Origin of the sequence: Pseudomonas sp. Leaf59, assembly GCF_920984685.1 — a bacterium.
Taxonomy (GTDB): Bacteria; Pseudomonadota; Gammaproteobacteria; order Pseudomonadales; family Pseudomonadaceae; genus Aquipseudomonas.
Window position 1 is genome coordinate 316,568 of sequence record NZ_CAKLBR010000004.1, and the last position, 16,141, is coordinate 332,708.

Sequence of the window (16,141 nt, forward strand, 5' to 3'; positions counted from 1 at the left end):
CAGCAGGCGCAACGTTCCGCCGACTGGACGCCTCAAAGCCTGAGGCATACCCTTGTGGCCTTGTTCACATTGCCCCAGGGACCCGTCATGAGCCGCATTTTTGCAGATAACGCGCACTCCATCGGTAACACACCTCTTGTTCAGATCAACCGCATCGCGCCGCGCGGCGTGACCATCCTGGCGAAGATCGAGGGGCGCAACCCGGGCTATTCGGTGAAGTGCCGCATTGGCGCCAACATGATCTGGGACGCCGAAGGCAACGGCAAACTCAAGCCGGGCATGACCATTGTCGAGCCCACCTCCGGCAACACCGGTATCGGCCTGGCCTTTGTCGCTGCGGCCCGTGGCTACAAACTGCTGCTGACCATGCCGGCGTCCATGAGTATCGAGCGGCGCAAGGTGCTCAAGGCCCTGGGCGCCGAACTGGTGCTGACCGAACCGGCCAAAGGCATGAAAGGCGCCATCGACAAGGCCGCTGAAATCGTCGCCGGCGACCCGGCCACCTATTTCATGCCGGCCCAGTTCGAAAACCCGGCCAACCCTGCCATCCACGAAAAAACCACCGGCCCGGAAATCTGGAACGACACCGACGGCGCGGTGGACGTGCTGGTGGCGGGCGTGGGCACCGGCGGCACCATCACCGGTGTGTCGCGCTACATCAAGCACACCGCGGGCAAGCCGATCCTGTCGGTGGCGGTCGAACCGATGGCGTCGCCGGTGATCACCCAGGCGCTGGCCGGTGAAGAGATCAAGCCGAGCCCGCACAAGATCCAGGGGATCGGCGCCGGTTTTGTGCCCAAAAACCTCGACCTGTCGATGGTCGACCGCGTTGAGCGGGTGACCGATGAGGAATCCAAGGCCATGGCCCGGCGCCTGATGCAGGAGGAGGGCATCCTCTGCGGTATCTCCTGTGGCGCGGCCATGGCGGTGGCCGTGCGTCTGGCCGAGAAACCGGAGATGCAGGGCAAGACCATCGTGGTGATCCTGCCGGACTCCGGTGAGCGTTACCTGTCGAGCATGTTGTTCAGCGACTTGTTCACCGATCAGGAGAACCAGGCGTGATGCTCACCACAACTGCCGGCTGATCGCCGGGTTTGATTTGTGTCAGCTGGTCAGCCGGGGCCTTCTGCATACTGGCCCAAATGTTTATCATGGCCGGCTGCTACGTCTGCTGTTGGCCAGGCGCTTATTTTCAGGAGTTGCTGCATGACCTTTTCTTTGGCCGCCAAGTTGTCGGTGTTGCTGCTGTTTATCGGCAGTACGCTGTATGTGCACCTGCGCGGCAAGGCCCGTTTGCCGATGTTGCGCCAGTTCGTCAACCATTCGGCGCTGTTCGCCCCGTATAACGCTTTGATGTACCTGTTCTCCGCGGTACCGTCCAAACCTTACCTGGACCGCAGCAAGTTCCCGGAGCTGGACGTGCTCAAGGATAACTGGGAAGTGATCCGCGAAGAGGCCATGCACCTGTTCGACGAGGGTTACATCCGCGCGGCCGAAAAGAACAATGACGCCGGTTTCGGTTCGTTCTTCAAGAAGGGCTGGAAGCGTTTCTACCTCAAGTGGTACGACAAACCGCTGCCGTCGGCCGAGGCCCTGTGCCCGAAGACTGTGGCGCTGGTGAGCAGCATCCCCAACGTCAAGGGCGCGATGTTTGCGCTGTTGCCGGGTGGCAGCCACCTCAACCCGCACCGCGATCCGTTTGCCGGGTCCTTGCGTTATCACCTGGGCCTGTCAACGCCCAACTCCGACGATTGCCGCATCTTTGTCGACGGCCAGGTTTACGCCTGGCGCGATGGGGAAGACGTGATGTTCGACGAAACCTATGTGCACTGGGTGAAGAACGAAACCGAGCAGACTCGGGTGATCCTGTTTTGCGACATTGAACGTCCGCTGAGCAACCGTCTGATGACCCGTCTCAACCGTTGGGTCAGTAAGCAGCTGGGGCGCGCGACTGCGCCGCAGAATCTGGATGATGAGCGGGTGGGTGGGATTAACCAGGCTTATGCGTGGAGCAAGACGTTCAGCGACAGGTTCAGCGGTCGGGTTAAACAGTTCAAGCGCAAGTATCCCCAGGCTTACCGGATTGCGCGGCCGGTGTTGGCGGTGGGGGTGTTGGTGTTGTTGTGGAAGTGGTTGTTTGGCTGATTTGGTGGGGGATGGGGGCTCTTGGTGTTGGTGTACATATCCGTTGCTGCGGTAACGGCTACGTAGGGTTCCGCCCTTACGGCGGGTCACTTTGGAAAGCCCCAAAGTAACCAAAGGGCTCTTGCCCCACCACTCGGCACCTCGCTCAGGCTCGGCGTGCGGCCAGCGTGGTTGACGGGGCGCCTGAGATCAAGATCAAGATCAAAAGCCAAAGCGATGTGATATGTATCAGACAAATGGAGATCAAATGTGGGAGGGGGCTTGCTCCCGATGGCAGTGGGTCAGCTACAAACAAGCTGACTGACCCACCCTCATCGGGAGCAAGCCCCCTCCCACCTTTGCATCTCCAGTGTTGCTTATGAGGCGATCAACTGGCGCAGCACGTAGTGCAGGATGCCACCGGCCTTGAAGTATTCCACTTCATTGAGCGTATCGATCCGGCACAGCACTTCGACCTTCTCGCTGCTGCCATCCTCCCGCGTAATCACCAGCGTCAGGTTCATGCGCGGCACGATCTCTACGTCGGTGAGGCCGAGGATGTCGATTTTCTCCTTGCCGGTGAGTTTGAGCGATTTGCGGTTCTGATCCAGCTTGAACTGCAACGGCAACACGCCCATGCCGACCAGGTTGGAGCGGTGAATCCGTTCGAAGCTTTCGGCAATGACTGCCTTGACGCCCAGCAGGTTGGTGCCCTTGGCCGCCCAGTCGCGGCTGGAGCCGGTGCCGTATTCCTGGCCGGCGATCACCACCAGCGGCGTGCCTGCGGCCTGGTATTTCATCGCTGCGTCGTAGATCGCCATGCGCTCGCCGGTGGGGATGTACAGCGTATTGCCGCCTTCTTCGCCGCCGAGCATTTCGTTGCGGATGCGGATATTGGCAAAGGTGCCGCGCATCATCACTTCATGGTTGCCCCGGCGTGAGCCGTAGGAGTTGAAGTCGCGCGGTTCCACGCCTTGCTCTTGCAGGTAGCGCCCGGCGGGGCTGTCGACCTTGATGTTGCCGGCGGGGGAGATGTGGTCGGTAGTCACCGAGTCGCCCAGCAGCGCCAGCACGTTGGCGCCCGTGACGTCCTTGATCACCGGCAGGGGGCCGGCAATATCGTCGAAGAACGGCGGGTGCTGAATATAGGTGGAGTCCTGCTGCCACACGTAGGTAGCGGCCTGGGGCACTTCGATTGCCTGCCATTGCTCGTCACCGGCGAACACTTCGGCGTATTCCTTGTGGAACATGCCCGTGGTGACTTGTGCCACGGCGTCGGCGATCTCTTTGCTGCTCGGCCAGATATCTTTGAGATATACCGGATTGCCGTCCTTATCGTTGCCCAGCGGCTCGCTGCTGATATCGATACGCACGGTGCCGGCCAGCGCATAGGCCACCACCAGGGGCGGCGAGGCCAGCCAGTTGGTTTTGACCAGCGGGTGCACGCGGCCCTCGAAGTTGCGATTGCCGGACAGCACCGAGGCCACGGCGAGGTCGGCGGTCTGGATGGCTTTTTCAATCGGCTCGGGCAGCGGCCCGGAGTTGCCGATGCAGGTGGTGCAGCCGTAGCCCACCAGGTCGAAACCGAGTTTATCCAGGTACTGGGTGAGGCCTGCGGCGTGGTAATAGTCGGTGACCACCTTGGAGCCCGGCGCCAGGGAGGTCTTGACCCACGGCTTGCGGGTCAGGCCCTTTTCCACGGCCTTTTTTGCCACCAGCCCGGCAGCCATCATCACGCTGGGGTTGGAGGTGTTGGTGCAGGACGTGATGGCGGCGATCACCACCGCGCCGTTTTTCAGGCGATAGGTGTTGCCTTCGTATTCGTAGTCGGCCTCGCCCACCAGGTCTGCATTGCCCACGGCCACGCCACCGCCGCCTTCGCTTTCAAGGCGGCCTTCTTCCTTGTTGGTCGGCTTGAATTGCAGGTCGAGAAAATCGCTGAACGCCTGGCCCACATTCGGCAGCGCCACGCGGTCCTGTGGGCGCTTCGGCCCGGCCAGGCTGGCTTCGACGCTGCCCATGTCCAGCGCCAGGCTGTCGGTGAACACCGGCTCTTGCCCTGCGTTACGCCACAGGCCCTGAGCCTTGGTGTAGGCCTCCACCAGTTTCACGGTTTCGCTGGGGCGACCGGACAGGCGCAGGTAGTCCAGCGTCACGTCGTCCACCGGGAAAAACCCGCAGGTGGCGCCGTATTCCGGGGCCATGTTGGCGATGGTGGCGCGGTCGGCCAGCGGCAGGTCAGCCAGGCCATCGCCGTAGAATTCGACGAATTTACCCACCACGCCTTTTTTGCGCAGCATCTGGGTGACGGTCAGCACCAGGTCGGTGGCGGTGATGCCTTCTTTCAATTTGCCGGTGAGCTTGAAGCCGATCACTTCCGGGATCAGCATCGACACCGGCTGGCCGAGCATGGCCGCTTCCGCTTCAATACCGCCCACGCCCCAGCCGAGCACGCCCAGGCCGTTGATCATGGTGGTGTGGGAGTCGGTGCCCACCAGGGTGTCGGGGAAGGCGTAAGTGCGGCCGTCTTCGTCCTTGGTCCACACGGTGCGGCCCAGGTATTCGAGGTTGACCTGGTGGCAGATGCCGGTGCCCGGTGGCACCACGCTGAAGTTGTCGAAGGCGCTCTGGCCCCAGCGCAGGAAGGCGTAGCGTTCGCCGTTGCGCTGCATCTCGATGTCGACGTTCTGCTCGAAGGCGTCGGCGTTGCCGAACTTGTCGACCATCACCGAGTGGTCAATGACCAGGTCCACGGGGGACAGCGGGTTGATGCGCTGCGGGTCGCCACCGGCCTTGGCCACGGCGGCGCGCATGGCGGCGAGGTCGACCACGGCAGGTACGCCGGTAAAATCCTGCATCAGGACGCGGGCGGGGCGGTACTGGATCTCGCGGTCGGACTGGCGCTCTTTGAGCCAGGCGGCGATGGCCTTGAGGTCGGCGCCGGTGACGGTCTTGTCGTCTTCCCAGCGCAGCAGGTTTTCCAGCAGCACTTTGAGCGACATCGGCAGCTTGTCCAGGTCGCCCAGGCTCTTGGCGGCCTCGGGCAGGCTGAAATAGTGGTAGGTCTTGTTGTCGATTTGCAGGGTCTTAAGGGTTCTCAGGCTATCAAGGGATGACATGACACGACTCCTTATGGTCCGCACGGCTACGGACCTGGCGGGACGAACAGAGCGTTTAACTTAGCCCTGTTTTGAGTAGCAGGCTAATAACTGGACTGCCGGGTGAAGTCCAAGGTTCCGAACTCGGCTATCATGCGCGCGTTTTCATGACAGGCCTTGCACGACAGCAAGCCGGTGCCAGGAGATTCAATGAACACCCTTTTTATGCACTGCCGTCCAGGTTTCGAGGGCGAAGTCTGCTCCGAGATCGCCGAGCATGCCGCGCGCCTTAACGTTTCCGGTTACGCCAAGGCCAAGACCGGCAGCGCCTGCGCCGAGTTCGTCTGCACCGAGGACGACGGCGCCCAGCGCCTGATGCACGGCCAGCGCTTCGCCGAATTGATCTTCCCCCGGCAGTGGGCGCGCGGGGTGTTCATCGACCTGCCGGAAACCGACCGCATCAGCGTGATCCTCGCGCACCTGCATCCATTCCCGGTGTGCGGCAGCCTGTGGCTGGAGATGGTTGACACCAACGACGGCAAGGAGCTGTCGAACTTCTGCAAGAAATTCGAAGTGCATCTGCGCAAGGCCCTGCTCAATGCCGGCAAGCTGGTGGACGACCCGAGCAAGCCACGCCTGCTGCTGACCTTCAAAAGTGGCCGCGAAGTGTTCATGGGTCTGGCCGAGTCGAACAATTCGGCGATGTGGCCGATGGGCATCCCGCGTCTGAAATTCCCGCGTGACGCGCCCAGCCGCTCGACCCTGAAGCTGGAAGAGGCCTGGCATCACTTTATCCCCCGCGACCAGTGGGACGAGCGCCTGCACGGCGACATGACCGGCGTCGACCTCGGCGCCGCCCCCGGCGGCTGGACCTGGCAACTGGTCAACCGGGGCATGCTGGTGACCGCCATCGACAACGGTCCCATGGCCGAAAGCCTGATGGACACGGGCCTGGTGCAGCACTTGATGGCCGACGGTTTCACCTTCGTGCCAAAACAGCCGGTGGACTGGATGGTGTGTGACATCGTCGAGAAACCGGCGCGCAATGCCGCGCTGCTGGAAACCTGGATCGGCGAAGGCCATTGCCGCGAGGCGGTGGTGAACCTGAAGCTGCCGATGAAGCAGCGTTATGCCGAGGTCAAACGTTTGCTGGAGCGGATCGAAGAGGGCTTCAAGGCGCGCGGTATTCGTGTGGAGATTGGCTGCAAGCAGCTGTATCACGACCGGGAGGAGGTGACCTGCCACCTGCGTCGGCTTGAGTCTGCAAGGAAACCCAAGAGACACTGACCGCCCCTGAGGGAGCGGGCTTGCCCGCGATAGCGGTATAACTGTCGAAATTATGTTGAATGTGCCCCCGTCATCGCGGGCAAACCCGCTCCCACACTGGAGCGGGTGTGTTTCAGGAGTGATGTATGAGTGAATTACCCATTGACGGCACCCTCGACGCCACCGGCCTCAACTGCCCGGAGCCGGTGATGATGCTGCACCAGCACATCCGTGACCTGGCGCCAGGCGGCCTGCTCAAGGTGATCGCGACCGACCCTTCCACCCGTCGCGATATTCCCAAGTTCTGTGTGTTCCTGGACCACGAACTGGTTGAACAGAAAGAAGAGGCCGGCACCTACCTGTACTGGATTCGCAAGAAAGTCGATTAAACCCGCGCCTTACCGGCGTGAATACGTCGGCGTGCACTGCGCGCCAGGCGCACCAGCAACATGCCTGCGGCGCAACTCAAGCCGACGATCAAGCCTTGCCACAAGCCGCTCGGGCCGCTGGCTGCGCCCAGCCAGTCGGTGAGCCCCAGGGCGTAGCCCACCGGCAGGCCCACGCCCCAATAGGCGAACAAGGTCAGCACCATGGTCACCCGGGTGTCCTGGTAACCGCGCAACGCACCGGCGGCGGTGACCTGGATCGAGTCCGAAAACTGGAACAGCGCGGAAAACACGATCAGCGTCGAGGCGAGGTGGATCACCACCGGGTCCGGCGTATAGATCGCCGCGATCTGCTCGCGAAACAGCAGCATCAGGCTGCAGGACAGGCAGGCATAGGCCAGCGCCGTGCCCATGCCGACCCCGGCGGCAAAGCGCGCCTCACGGGGTTCGCCACGGCCCAGGGCCTGGCCGACGCGCACGGTCACGGCCATGCTCAGGGAGTAGGGGATCATGAACACCAGCGAGCTGACGTTCAGCGCGATCTGATGGCCCGACACCACGGTGGCGCCGAGGCTGCCGAGCAACAGGGCGATCACGGCAAAAATGCTCGACTCGGCGAAGATCGCCACGCCAATCGGCAGGCCAATGCCCAGCACGCGTTTGATCACCGCCCATTGCGGCCAGTCGAAACGCTTGAACAGTTCACTGCTCTGGTAGGCCGCGCCCCAGCGAGTCCAACAGGCCAGGCCGAGCATCATCACCCACATTGCAATCGCCGTGGCCCAGCCGCAGCCCACGCCGCCCATGGCCGGCACACCGAAGTGGCCGTAAATGAAGATGTAGTTCAGCGGGATGTTCAGCGCCAGGCCGCACAGGCCCATGACCATGCTCGGCCGGGTGCGGCCCAGGCCGTCACTGAAACAGCGCAGCACGTAATACAGCGCAATCGCCGGCATGCCGGCGGCGATGCCATGCAGGTAGCCCATGGAGGGCGCGATCAGGTCGGGCTCAACCTTCATCGCCTGCAGCACCGGCTCGGCGCACAGCAGCAACAGCGCGCCGCACAGACCGACCACCACCGCCAGCCACAGGGACTGACGCACCAGCGGCCCGATCTCGCTGAACTGGCCCGCGCCGTAACGCTGGGCGACTTTGGGCGTGGTGGCCAGTAGGGTGCCGGTCATCAGCAGGTACACCGGAATCCAGATCGAGTTGCCCAGGCCCACCGCCGCCAGGTCCTCAGGGCTGACCCGCCCGGCCATCACCGCGTCGACGAAGCTCATCGCGGTGGTGGCCAGTTGACCGATCATGATCGGCAGGGCAAGCGTCAGCAGGCCGCGCACTTCCCGGCGGATGCGGGCGGGGCGGGTGAGAGGGGCGGTGGCAGTGTTCACGTACAGATGTCCAATCAAAGGCAAAGCGCAAGGACCGCGGATTCTACGCGTTGACGCAATGGTCAGGAAAAAACCTGTGTTGGGGATTTGTAAACGGCGTCGGCCAGAGGTGGGAGGGGTTCTTCAGTGTGAGTCAGATCGCAAGGCTGTACACTGCCGTTCCGCCAAAGGAGCCCCGCCATGCTGATTGTTGCCGACGAGAATATTCCGCTGCTCGATGAGTTTTTCCAGGGCTTTGGTGAGATTCGCCGCGTGCCCGGCCGCGCCATCGACCGCGCCACGGTCGAGCAGGCCGACGTGCTGCTGGTGCGCTCGGTGACTAACGTCAATCGGGCCTTGCTCGAGGGCAGCGACGTCAAGTTCGTCGGCACCTGCACCATCGGCACCGATCACCTGGACCTCGACTACTTCCAGCAGGCCGGCATTCACTGGTCCAGCGCCCCCGGTTGCAACGCGCGCGGCGTGGTGGACTACGTGCTCGGCAGCCTGCAGACCCTGGCTGAAATCGAAGGCGCCGACCTCGCCCAGCGCACCTACGGCATCGTCGGTGCCGGTGAAGTGGGCGGCCGGCTGCTCAAGGTGCTCAAGGGGCTGGGCTGGAACGTGCTGGTGTGCGACCCGCCACGGCAGATCGCCGAAGACGCAGACTACGTGAGCCTGGACCAGATCATCGAGCAGTGCGATGTGATCAGCCTGCACACGCCGCTGATCAAGTCCGGCAATGGTGCAACCTGGCGCCTGTTCGATCGCGAGCGTCTGCGGCAGCTCAAACCCGGCACCTGGCTGATCAACGCCAGCCGCGGCCCGGTGGTGCACAACGCTGCCCTGCGCGAGGTGCTGCTGGAGCGTGAAGACCTGCAGGCCGTGCTGGATGTGTGGGAGGGCGAACCGGAAGTGGACGTCGACCTGGCCGACCTCTGTGTACTGGCGACGCCGCATATCGCCGGCTACAGCCTGGACGGCAAGCAGCGCGGTACGGCGCAGATCTATCAGGCGTTGTGCGCGTACCTTGGCCAGGCGCCCGGCATTGCCCTGAGTGACCTGCTGCCGCAGCCGTGGTTGGCCGAGGTGCAGTTGAATGCATCCACCGACCCGGCCTGGGCACTGGCCACGCTGTGCCGCAGCGTATACGACCCGCGGCGCGATGATGCGGATTTCCGCCGTAGCCTGGTGGGAACCGTGCAGGAGCAGCGCAAGGCCTTCGACCTGCTGCGCAAGCATTACCCCGAGCGCCGCGAAATCGATGGCTTGAAGGTGCGGATCAATGGCCAGTCGCCGGTGCTGTCGAACATTGCGCGCGCGTTGGGCGCCGAGGTCGTTTAAGCGCCCATAAAAAACCCGGCCATCAAGGCCGGGTTTACAAGAGCGTTGGCGCTCGCCTCATTGGGCAGGCTTGACCAATCGCTGCTCCAGTTCGCTGCAGGCTTGCTGGATCATCTCTTCGGTAATCTGTACTTCGCGGCCCTTGGCGTCGATATACGAGCAAGGCAACTGCTGCGGTTGGCGGATCACTTCAATCTTGGCATTGCTGCTGTTTTGCAAGGTCATGGCCTGTCTCCTCATCAGGTTGTGTCCCTATTCTAAAACCCCCGCGTGACCGCGCTGTGACAACTCCCTGCACGCTCACCGGTTCGAACGCCAAGTGCACCAGAAACCACCATGGATTTCCAGTCGCGCGTTAGACCGATAGCCTCTAGGAGCCCGGGTCGCTGGGCATAATTAACCTGACTCATTGTTATTCGCCCAAGTTCCCCCAATGTTGAGTACAGGTTCCCCATCGGTAATGCCCTCATGTTCTCAGTCCGTCAACGCCGTGCGATTCGCCTGGCCAGTCGCTTTATCGCGCCCTATCGCTGGCAGGCGCTCGGTGCCTTGCTGGCGCTGATCGTTACCGCCGGCATCACCTTGTCCATGGGGCAGGGTATTCGCCTGTTGGTGGACCAGGGTTTCATGACGCAATCCCCGCACCTGCTCAATCAGTCCATCGGCCTGTTCATGCTGCTGGTGCTGGGCCTGGCAGTGGGCACGTTTGCGCGGTTCTACCTGGTGTCGTGGATCGGCGAGCGGGTGGTGGCGGACATTCGCCGGCAGGTGTTCAACCACCTGATCTACCTGCACCCAGGCTTCTATGAGAACAACCGCAGCTCGGAAATCCAGTCGCGCCTGACCACCGACACCACCTTGCTGCAATCGGTGATCGGCTCGTCGCTCTCGCTGTTTTTGCGCAATGCGCTGATGGTCATCGGCGGCATCGTGCTGCTGTTTGTCACCAACCCCAAGCTCACCAGCATCGTGGTGGTGGCGCTGCCGCTGGTGCTGGCGCCGATCCTGATTTTCGGGCGGCGTGTACGCAGCCTCTCGCGGCAGAGCCAGGACCGCATAGCCGATGTGGGCAGCTACGTGTCCGAGACCCTCGGCCAGATCAAGACGGTGCAGGCCTACAACCACCAGGTGCAGGACGAGCAGCGCTTCGCCGTGACCGTGGAAGAGGCTTTCGCCACCGCGCGCAAACGCATCGCCCAGCGTGCCTGGCTGATTACCCTGGTGATCATGCTGGTGCTCGGTGCCGTGGGCGTGATGCTGTGGGTGGGCGGCATGGACGTGATCAACGGGCGCATTTCCGGGGGCGAGCTGGCGGCGTTCGTGTTTTACAGCCTGATTGTCGGCAGCGCCGTCGGCACCCTGAGCGAAGTGCTCGGTGAGCTGCAGCGCGCCGCCGGTGCGGCCGAGCGCATCGGTGAATTGTTGCAGTCGAGCAACGAGATTAAAGCCCCGGTGGAGGGCACGGTGCGCTTGCCGGAGCGTGTCAGCGGGCGCCTGGAATTGCAGGACCTGCGCTTTGCCTACCCGTCGCGCCCGGACACTTACGCCATCGACGGCTTGAGCCTGAGCATCAACCCCGGCGAAACCCTGGCACTGGTCGGCCCCTCCGGCGCGGGCAAGTCGACGCTGTTCGACCTGCTGCTGCGTTTCTACGACCCGCAGCACGGTCGCATTACGCTTGAAGGCCACGCGCTGACCGAACTCGACCCTCTGGACCTGCGCCGCCACTTCGCGCTTGTTTCACAGAACCCGGCGCTGTTTTTCGGCAGCGTCGAAGACAACATCCGCTACGGCAATCCGTCCGCCACCCGTGAACAGGTTGAGGCCGCGGCGCGTATCGCCCATGCCCACGACTTCATCCTGCAAATGCCCGACGGCTACCAGACGCACCTGGGCGAAAGCGGGCTGGGCCTGTCCGGTGGCCAGCGCCAACGCCTGGCCATTGCCCGCGCGCTACTGGTGGACGCACCGATCCTGCTGCTGGACGAAGCCACCAGCGCCCTCGACGCCCAGAGCGAACACCTGATCCAGCAGGCGCTGCCGCAACTGATGCAGGGCCGCACCACCCTGGTGATCGCGCATCGGCTGGCGACGGTAAAGAATGCGGACCGGATTGCGGTGATGGATCAGGGCAAGCTGGTGGCGGTGGGCACGCACCAGCAGTTGATTGCGAGCAATGCGCTGTACGCGCGCTTGGCGGCGTTGCAGTTCAGTGTGGACAAGTAGCGCCACGCTTGTGGATACACCTCACGTTTCAGGCAGCCACACTCCTGTGGCGAGCGGGCTTGCCCCGCGTTGGGGTGCGAAGCGCCCCCAATCAAGCAAAACGCGGTGTACCTGATACGGCTCAGCGCCTGGTTTTGGGGCTGCTGCGCAGCCCAACGCAGGACAAGCCTGCTCGCCACAGGGAATCTGCGCTTAACTGAACGGCATTAGGGCAAGCCCGCTCGCCACGATAAGCGCGCTTTCACATTTGGCTATTACTGATCGTCGAAATAGCGCTCATGCCAATCCACCAACGGCTGTGGCGAATTGAGCTTCTGTCCGTAGATCACCGAATAAGACAGCACGTTCTGCACATACTGACGGGTTTCGTCGAACGGGATGCTTTCCACCCACACGTCGAAACTCAGGTGGTCGGCACCGCGCAGCCACTGGCGTACGCGGCCGGGGCCGGCGTTGTAGGCGGCGGAGGCGAGCACGCGGTTGCCGTTGAACTGGCTGTGCACCTGGCTCAGGTAGGCGGCGCCGAGCTGGATGTTCTTGTCAGGGTCGAGCACCTGGGCCGGTGAGGCCAGGGGGATGCTGAATTTGCGCGCGGTCTCCTTGGCGGTGCCCGGCATCAGTTGCATCAGGCCGCTGGCGCCGACGCCGGAGCGCGCGTCGTCCATGAACGCACTTTCCTGGCGGGTGATGGCGAACACCCAGCTCGAATGCAAGCCACGCACCTTGGCTTCGCGCACCAGGGTGTCGCGGTGGGCCATGGGGAAGCGGATGTCCAGGTCATCCCAGTACTGCGCCTGGCTGATGGTGCGGATCGCCGGGAAGTACCATTTCATGTCGTAGGCCAGCCTGGCCTGGGCGACCATTTCATCGCGGTTGAAGTGACGGCTGACGTGATACCACTCGCGGCGCCCGTCGACGATCTGGCCACGCGCATAGAACTCCATTGCGCGGCGCACGCCCGGTGTATTGCGCACCTTGTTCATCAGCGCCTGGCTCATCACCAGCGGTTTGTTGGTGAGCTGGTACGGCGACCTGGAGCGGTCGGCGGCGAGGAAACCGTAGAAATCCCGTTCCTTGGCGACGTTTTTGTACAGCACCATGGCTTGCGGATTTTTCGGCTCGGCCAGTTCCAGGCTGCGGGCCTGCCAGTAGCGCCAGCGGTTAGTGGTAGCCAGGTCCTGTGGCAGTTTGCGGGTGAGCTGGTAGGCCTCTTCCCAACGTGCCAGGCGCAGCAGCAGGCGCAGGCGCCATTCGGATACCGTGTTGTCGCGCAGTTCGGGGTCGTACTGGGTCATCACGTCGAGGGCGCGCGGGTCATAGCGGCGGGCCAGGGTCAGGCCGATTTCGCGGGCGATCGACACTTTTTCGTCACGGGAAAAGTGCATGCTGCTGGCGTAGCCGTCGAGCAGGGCCATGGCCTTGTCCGGGTCCTGGCGTGCCAAACGACGCAGGCCCAGGCCCACGGCATCGGACATGGCCTCGTTGGCCGGCAGGAAGCGTGACGGGTCGCTGAGCATGTCGGGCTTTTGCGCCACATCCACCATCAAGCGGCCCTGGGCGCCGAGGGTGGGCAGGGTTTTCACCAGGCTATTGGCCAGCGCGTAGTTACGCGCTTCGGCGGCGAGCTTGGTGCGGTCCCAGATTTTCTGTTCGGTAAGTTGCCCGGCTGCCGCCCACTGGCCGAAGGTGACATCACAGGCGGAGGGTTGGGTTTTGCCGGTCATCCACAGCTTTTCGGCGGTCTTGTAGCCTTCGGCCTTCAGGTTGTGGGTGAGCTGGTATTGGCCGTGCAGGCAGTCCAGCTCAACAAAATTGAGCTTGGTGTCGTAGTACTTTTCAAAAGTCTGCCAGTCGCCACGTTCGGCGAGCCAGCGCAACCAACGTAGCTTCATCCAGTTGGCCTGGGGCAGGTCGCCGTTTTTGGCGAGGAACTGCTCGATTTCCTCGTTGCTCGCGCTTTTAAGGCGCGCGGTCAATTCGTCATAGGCCAGGTAGGGCGTCAGCGGATAGTCGGCCAGCGCCTGGCTGTATTGCATGTAGGGGCCGGTATCGCCCTTGGCCAGCGCACGTTTGGCTTCATCGTAGTATTGACGTTGGGTGGTGAGGTCCACGGCCTGGGCGGATTGGGCGGCGGTGGCGGAAAGAAGCAGACAGGATAAAAAGTTGAAAAGGCGACTGCGCATGAGACGTCCGTGCAGAGAAATCACGACTAGCACCGGCACCGCCGACACTGATTGCCCCTAGCTTAGCCTTTTGCCAGCGACCGGCGAAAGCTTTGCCGGGAGGTTCGTTCAAGTTCGACGGAAATGTCCTACAGAACGTGTCGACATCGAAAAAGCCGGCCGCATCCCACCCTCAACTCAGGTAGAATGCGCGCCCGGTTTTTGGAGAAGTGTATGACCCTGCTCAAATTCAGCGATGTGTCCCTTGCTTTCGGCGCTATGCCGTTGTTGGACAAGGTGTCCTGGCAGATCGCCCGTGGTGAGCGGGTGTGCATCATCGGCCGCAACGGCACCGGCAAGTCGAGCATGATGAAGCTGGTAAAGGGCGATCAGAAGCCCGATGACGGCTCTGTCTGGCGCGCTCCGGGCCTCAAGATCGGCGAATTGCCGCAGGAATTGCCGGTGGCCGACGGACGGACAGTGTTCGACGTGGTCGCCGAAGGCCTCGATGGCGTGGGCGAGTTGCTCGCGCAATACCATCACCTGGCGCAGAACTGCGTCACCGAAGAAGACCTGGACAAGCTGATGCACGTGCAGCAGGCGCTGGAAGCCCGTGACGGCTGGCGCTTGCAGCAACTGGTCGACAGCACCCTCAGCCGCCTGCAGTTGCCGGCCGACAAGACCCTCGCCGAGTTGTCCGGCGGCTGGCGTCGTCGCGTACTGCTGGCCCAGGCGCTGGTGTCCGAGCCGGATCTGCTGCTGCTCGACGAGCCGACCAACCACCTGGACATCGGCGCTATCGCCTGGCTTGAAGAAGCCATCAAGGACTTCCAGGGCGCCGTGCTGTTCATCACGCACGACCGGGCGTTCCTGCAGAGCCTGGCCACGCGCATCCTCGAGCTGGACCGTGGTGGTCTGATCGACTGGAACGGCGACTACGCCAGCTTCCTGGTGCACAAAGAGGCTGCGCTGTCCGCTGAAGAAACCGCCAATGCGCTGTTCGACAAGAAGCTGGCCCAGGAAGAAGTCTGGATCCGCCAGGGCATCAAGGCGCGCCGCACCCGTAACGAGGGCCGTGTGCGCGCACTCAAGGCCTTGCGTGTTGAGCGTGGTGAGCGTCGCGAGCGTACCGGCAAGGCCAATATCCAGCTGGACACCGCTGACAAGTCGGGCAAGCAGGTGATGGTGCTGGAGAACGTCAGCTTCCATCACCCGGGCGGTCCGTTGCTGATCAAGGACTTCTCCATGGTGCTGGCACGCGGCGACCGTATCGGTCTGCTGGGCGCCAACGGCACCGGCAAGACCACCTTGCTCAAGCTGATGCTCAATGGCCTGCAACCGACCAGCGGCAAGGTGGAAGAGGGCACGCGTATCGACGTGGCCTACTTCGACCAGTTGCGTCACCAGTTGGACCTGGAAAAAACCGTGATCGACAACGTTGCCGAAGGCCGCGACTTTATCGACATCGACGGCCAGAGCCGCCACGTGCTGAGCTACCTCGGCGACTTCCTGTTCAGCCCCCAGCGTGCGCGCACGCCGGTCAAGGCGTTGTCCGGCGGTGAGCGTGCGCGCCTGTTGCTGGCCAAGCTGTTCAGCAAGCCGGCCAACCTGCTGGTGCTCGATGAACCGACCAACGACCTCGACGTGGAAACCCTCGAACTGCTGGAAGAAGTGCTGCTGACCTTCAACGGCACCGTACTGATGGTCAGTCACGACCGGGCATTCCTCGACAACGTGGTCACCAGCACGCTGGTCTTCGAAGGTGAAGGCAAGGTGCGTGAATACGTCGGTGGTTATCAGGACTGGCTGCGCCAGGGCGGCTCGCCGCGTCTGCTGGGCGTGACCGAGAGCAAGTCCGGCAAGGCCGACCTGACCTCCGCCGTGGTTGCACCGGTGGCGGCCGCACCTGCGCCCGCGCAGGACGCAGCGCCGGCGGCCAGGAAGAAACTCAGCTACAAGCTGCAGCGCGAGCTGGAAGCCTTGCCGGGAGAGATCGAGGCCAAGGAGCAGCAGATCGCCGCAGTCGAAGCAGAAATGGCTGATGCGGGTTTCTACCTGCGCCCGGCGGCAGACACCGCCAAGGTCATCGCCTCCCTGGAGACGTTGAACCAGGAGCTGGAAGTGCTGGTTGAGCGTTGGGCCGAGCTGGATGCCTGAGTGAT

11 protein-coding genes are annotated in these 16,141 nt (G+C 62.9%); 7 read left to right on the top strand and 4 right to left on the bottom strand.

Annotated elements, in window-relative coordinates; all coding sequences use genetic code 11:
- The first annotated feature begins 87 nt into the window (after positions 1 to 87).
- Positions 88 to 1,062, top strand: coding sequence for a cysteine synthase A (gene cysK, locus LUB09_RS06790; protein ID WP_231422131.1), 975 nt, complete (start codon positions 88 to 90; stop codon positions 1,060 to 1,062).
- A 144-nt stretch (positions 1,063 to 1,206) separates the two neighbouring features.
- Positions 1,207 to 2,145 carry an aspartyl/asparaginyl beta-hydroxylase domain-containing protein gene (locus LUB09_RS06795; RefSeq protein WP_209990065.1) on the top strand — a complete coding sequence of 313 codons (939 nt, stop codon included), beginning with the start codon at positions 1,207 to 1,209 and terminating at the stop codon, positions 2,143 to 2,145.
- Positions 2,146 to 2,501: 356 nt separating this feature from the next.
- Here LUB09_RS06795 and acnA read toward each other — a convergent pair whose 3' ends face one another.
- Positions 2,502 to 5,243: an aconitate hydratase AcnA gene (gene acnA / locus LUB09_RS06800; RefSeq protein WP_231422132.1), complete on the bottom strand. Its 2,742-nt coding sequence runs from the start codon at positions 5,241 to 5,243 to the stop codon at positions 2,502 to 2,504.
- A 189-nt stretch (positions 5,244 to 5,432) separates the two neighbouring features.
- Here acnA and rlmM point away from each other — a divergent pair, with 189 nt between their 5' ends.
- Entirely contained in the window at positions 5,433 to 6,509 is a 1,077-nt protein-coding gene (rlmM, locus tag LUB09_RS06805; protein WP_231422134.1) for a 23S rRNA (cytidine(2498)-2'-O)-methyltransferase RlmM, read from the top strand.
- Between the two features lie 125 nt (positions 6,510 to 6,634).
- On the top strand, positions 6,635 to 6,877 hold the full coding sequence (gene tusA / locus LUB09_RS06810) for a sulfurtransferase TusA (RefSeq protein WP_209990075.1): 243 nt from the start codon (positions 6,635 to 6,637) through the stop codon (positions 6,875 to 6,877).
- Here the strand turns inward: tusA and LUB09_RS06815 are convergent.
- Positions 6,874 to 8,268, bottom strand: coding sequence for an MATE family efflux transporter (locus LUB09_RS06815; RefSeq protein ID WP_209990078.1), 1,395 nt, complete (start codon positions 8,266 to 8,268; stop codon positions 6,874 to 6,876). The two genes, tusA and LUB09_RS06815, sit on opposite strands and share 4 nt — an antisense overlap.
- A 180-nt stretch (positions 8,269 to 8,448) precedes the next feature.
- Between LUB09_RS06815 and pdxB the strand changes: the two genes are divergently transcribed.
- A complete protein-coding gene (gene pdxB / locus LUB09_RS06820) occupies positions 8,449 to 9,591 on the top strand; it encodes a 4-phosphoerythronate dehydrogenase PdxB (protein WP_231422136.1) in 1,143 nt (380 codons plus the stop codon).
- Positions 9,592 to 9,648: 57 nt separating this feature from the next.
- Here the strand turns inward: pdxB and LUB09_RS06825 are convergent, their stop codons facing one another.
- Positions 9,649 to 9,816, bottom strand: a complete 168-nt coding sequence (locus tag LUB09_RS06825) for a PA1571 family protein (protein WP_209990085.1) — start codon at positions 9,814 to 9,816, stop codon at positions 9,649 to 9,651.
- A gap of 243 nt (positions 9,817 to 10,059) precedes the next feature.
- Here LUB09_RS06825 and LUB09_RS06830 point away from each other — a divergent pair, with 243 nt between their 5' ends.
- Complete coding sequence (locus tag LUB09_RS06830) at positions 10,060 to 11,817, top strand: ABC transporter transmembrane domain-containing protein (RefSeq protein WP_231422138.1); 1,758 nt, start codon at positions 10,060 to 10,062, stop codon at positions 11,815 to 11,817.
- A gap of 254 nt (positions 11,818 to 12,071) precedes the next feature.
- Here LUB09_RS06830 and LUB09_RS06835 read toward each other — a convergent pair whose 3' ends face one another.
- Positions 12,072 to 14,000 carry a transglycosylase SLT domain-containing protein gene (locus LUB09_RS06835; protein WP_209990091.1) on the bottom strand — a complete coding sequence of 643 codons (1,929 nt, stop codon included), beginning with the start codon at positions 13,998 to 14,000 and terminating at the stop codon, positions 12,072 to 12,074.
- Positions 14,001 to 14,213: 213 nt separating this feature from the next.
- Here LUB09_RS06835 and LUB09_RS06840 point away from each other — a divergent pair, with 213 nt between their 5' ends.
- Positions 14,214 to 16,136: an ATP-binding cassette domain-containing protein gene (locus LUB09_RS06840; RefSeq protein ID WP_209990093.1), complete on the top strand. Its 1,923-nt coding sequence runs from the start codon at positions 14,214 to 14,216 to the stop codon at positions 16,134 to 16,136.
- Positions 16,137 to 16,141: the final 5 nt, after the last annotated feature.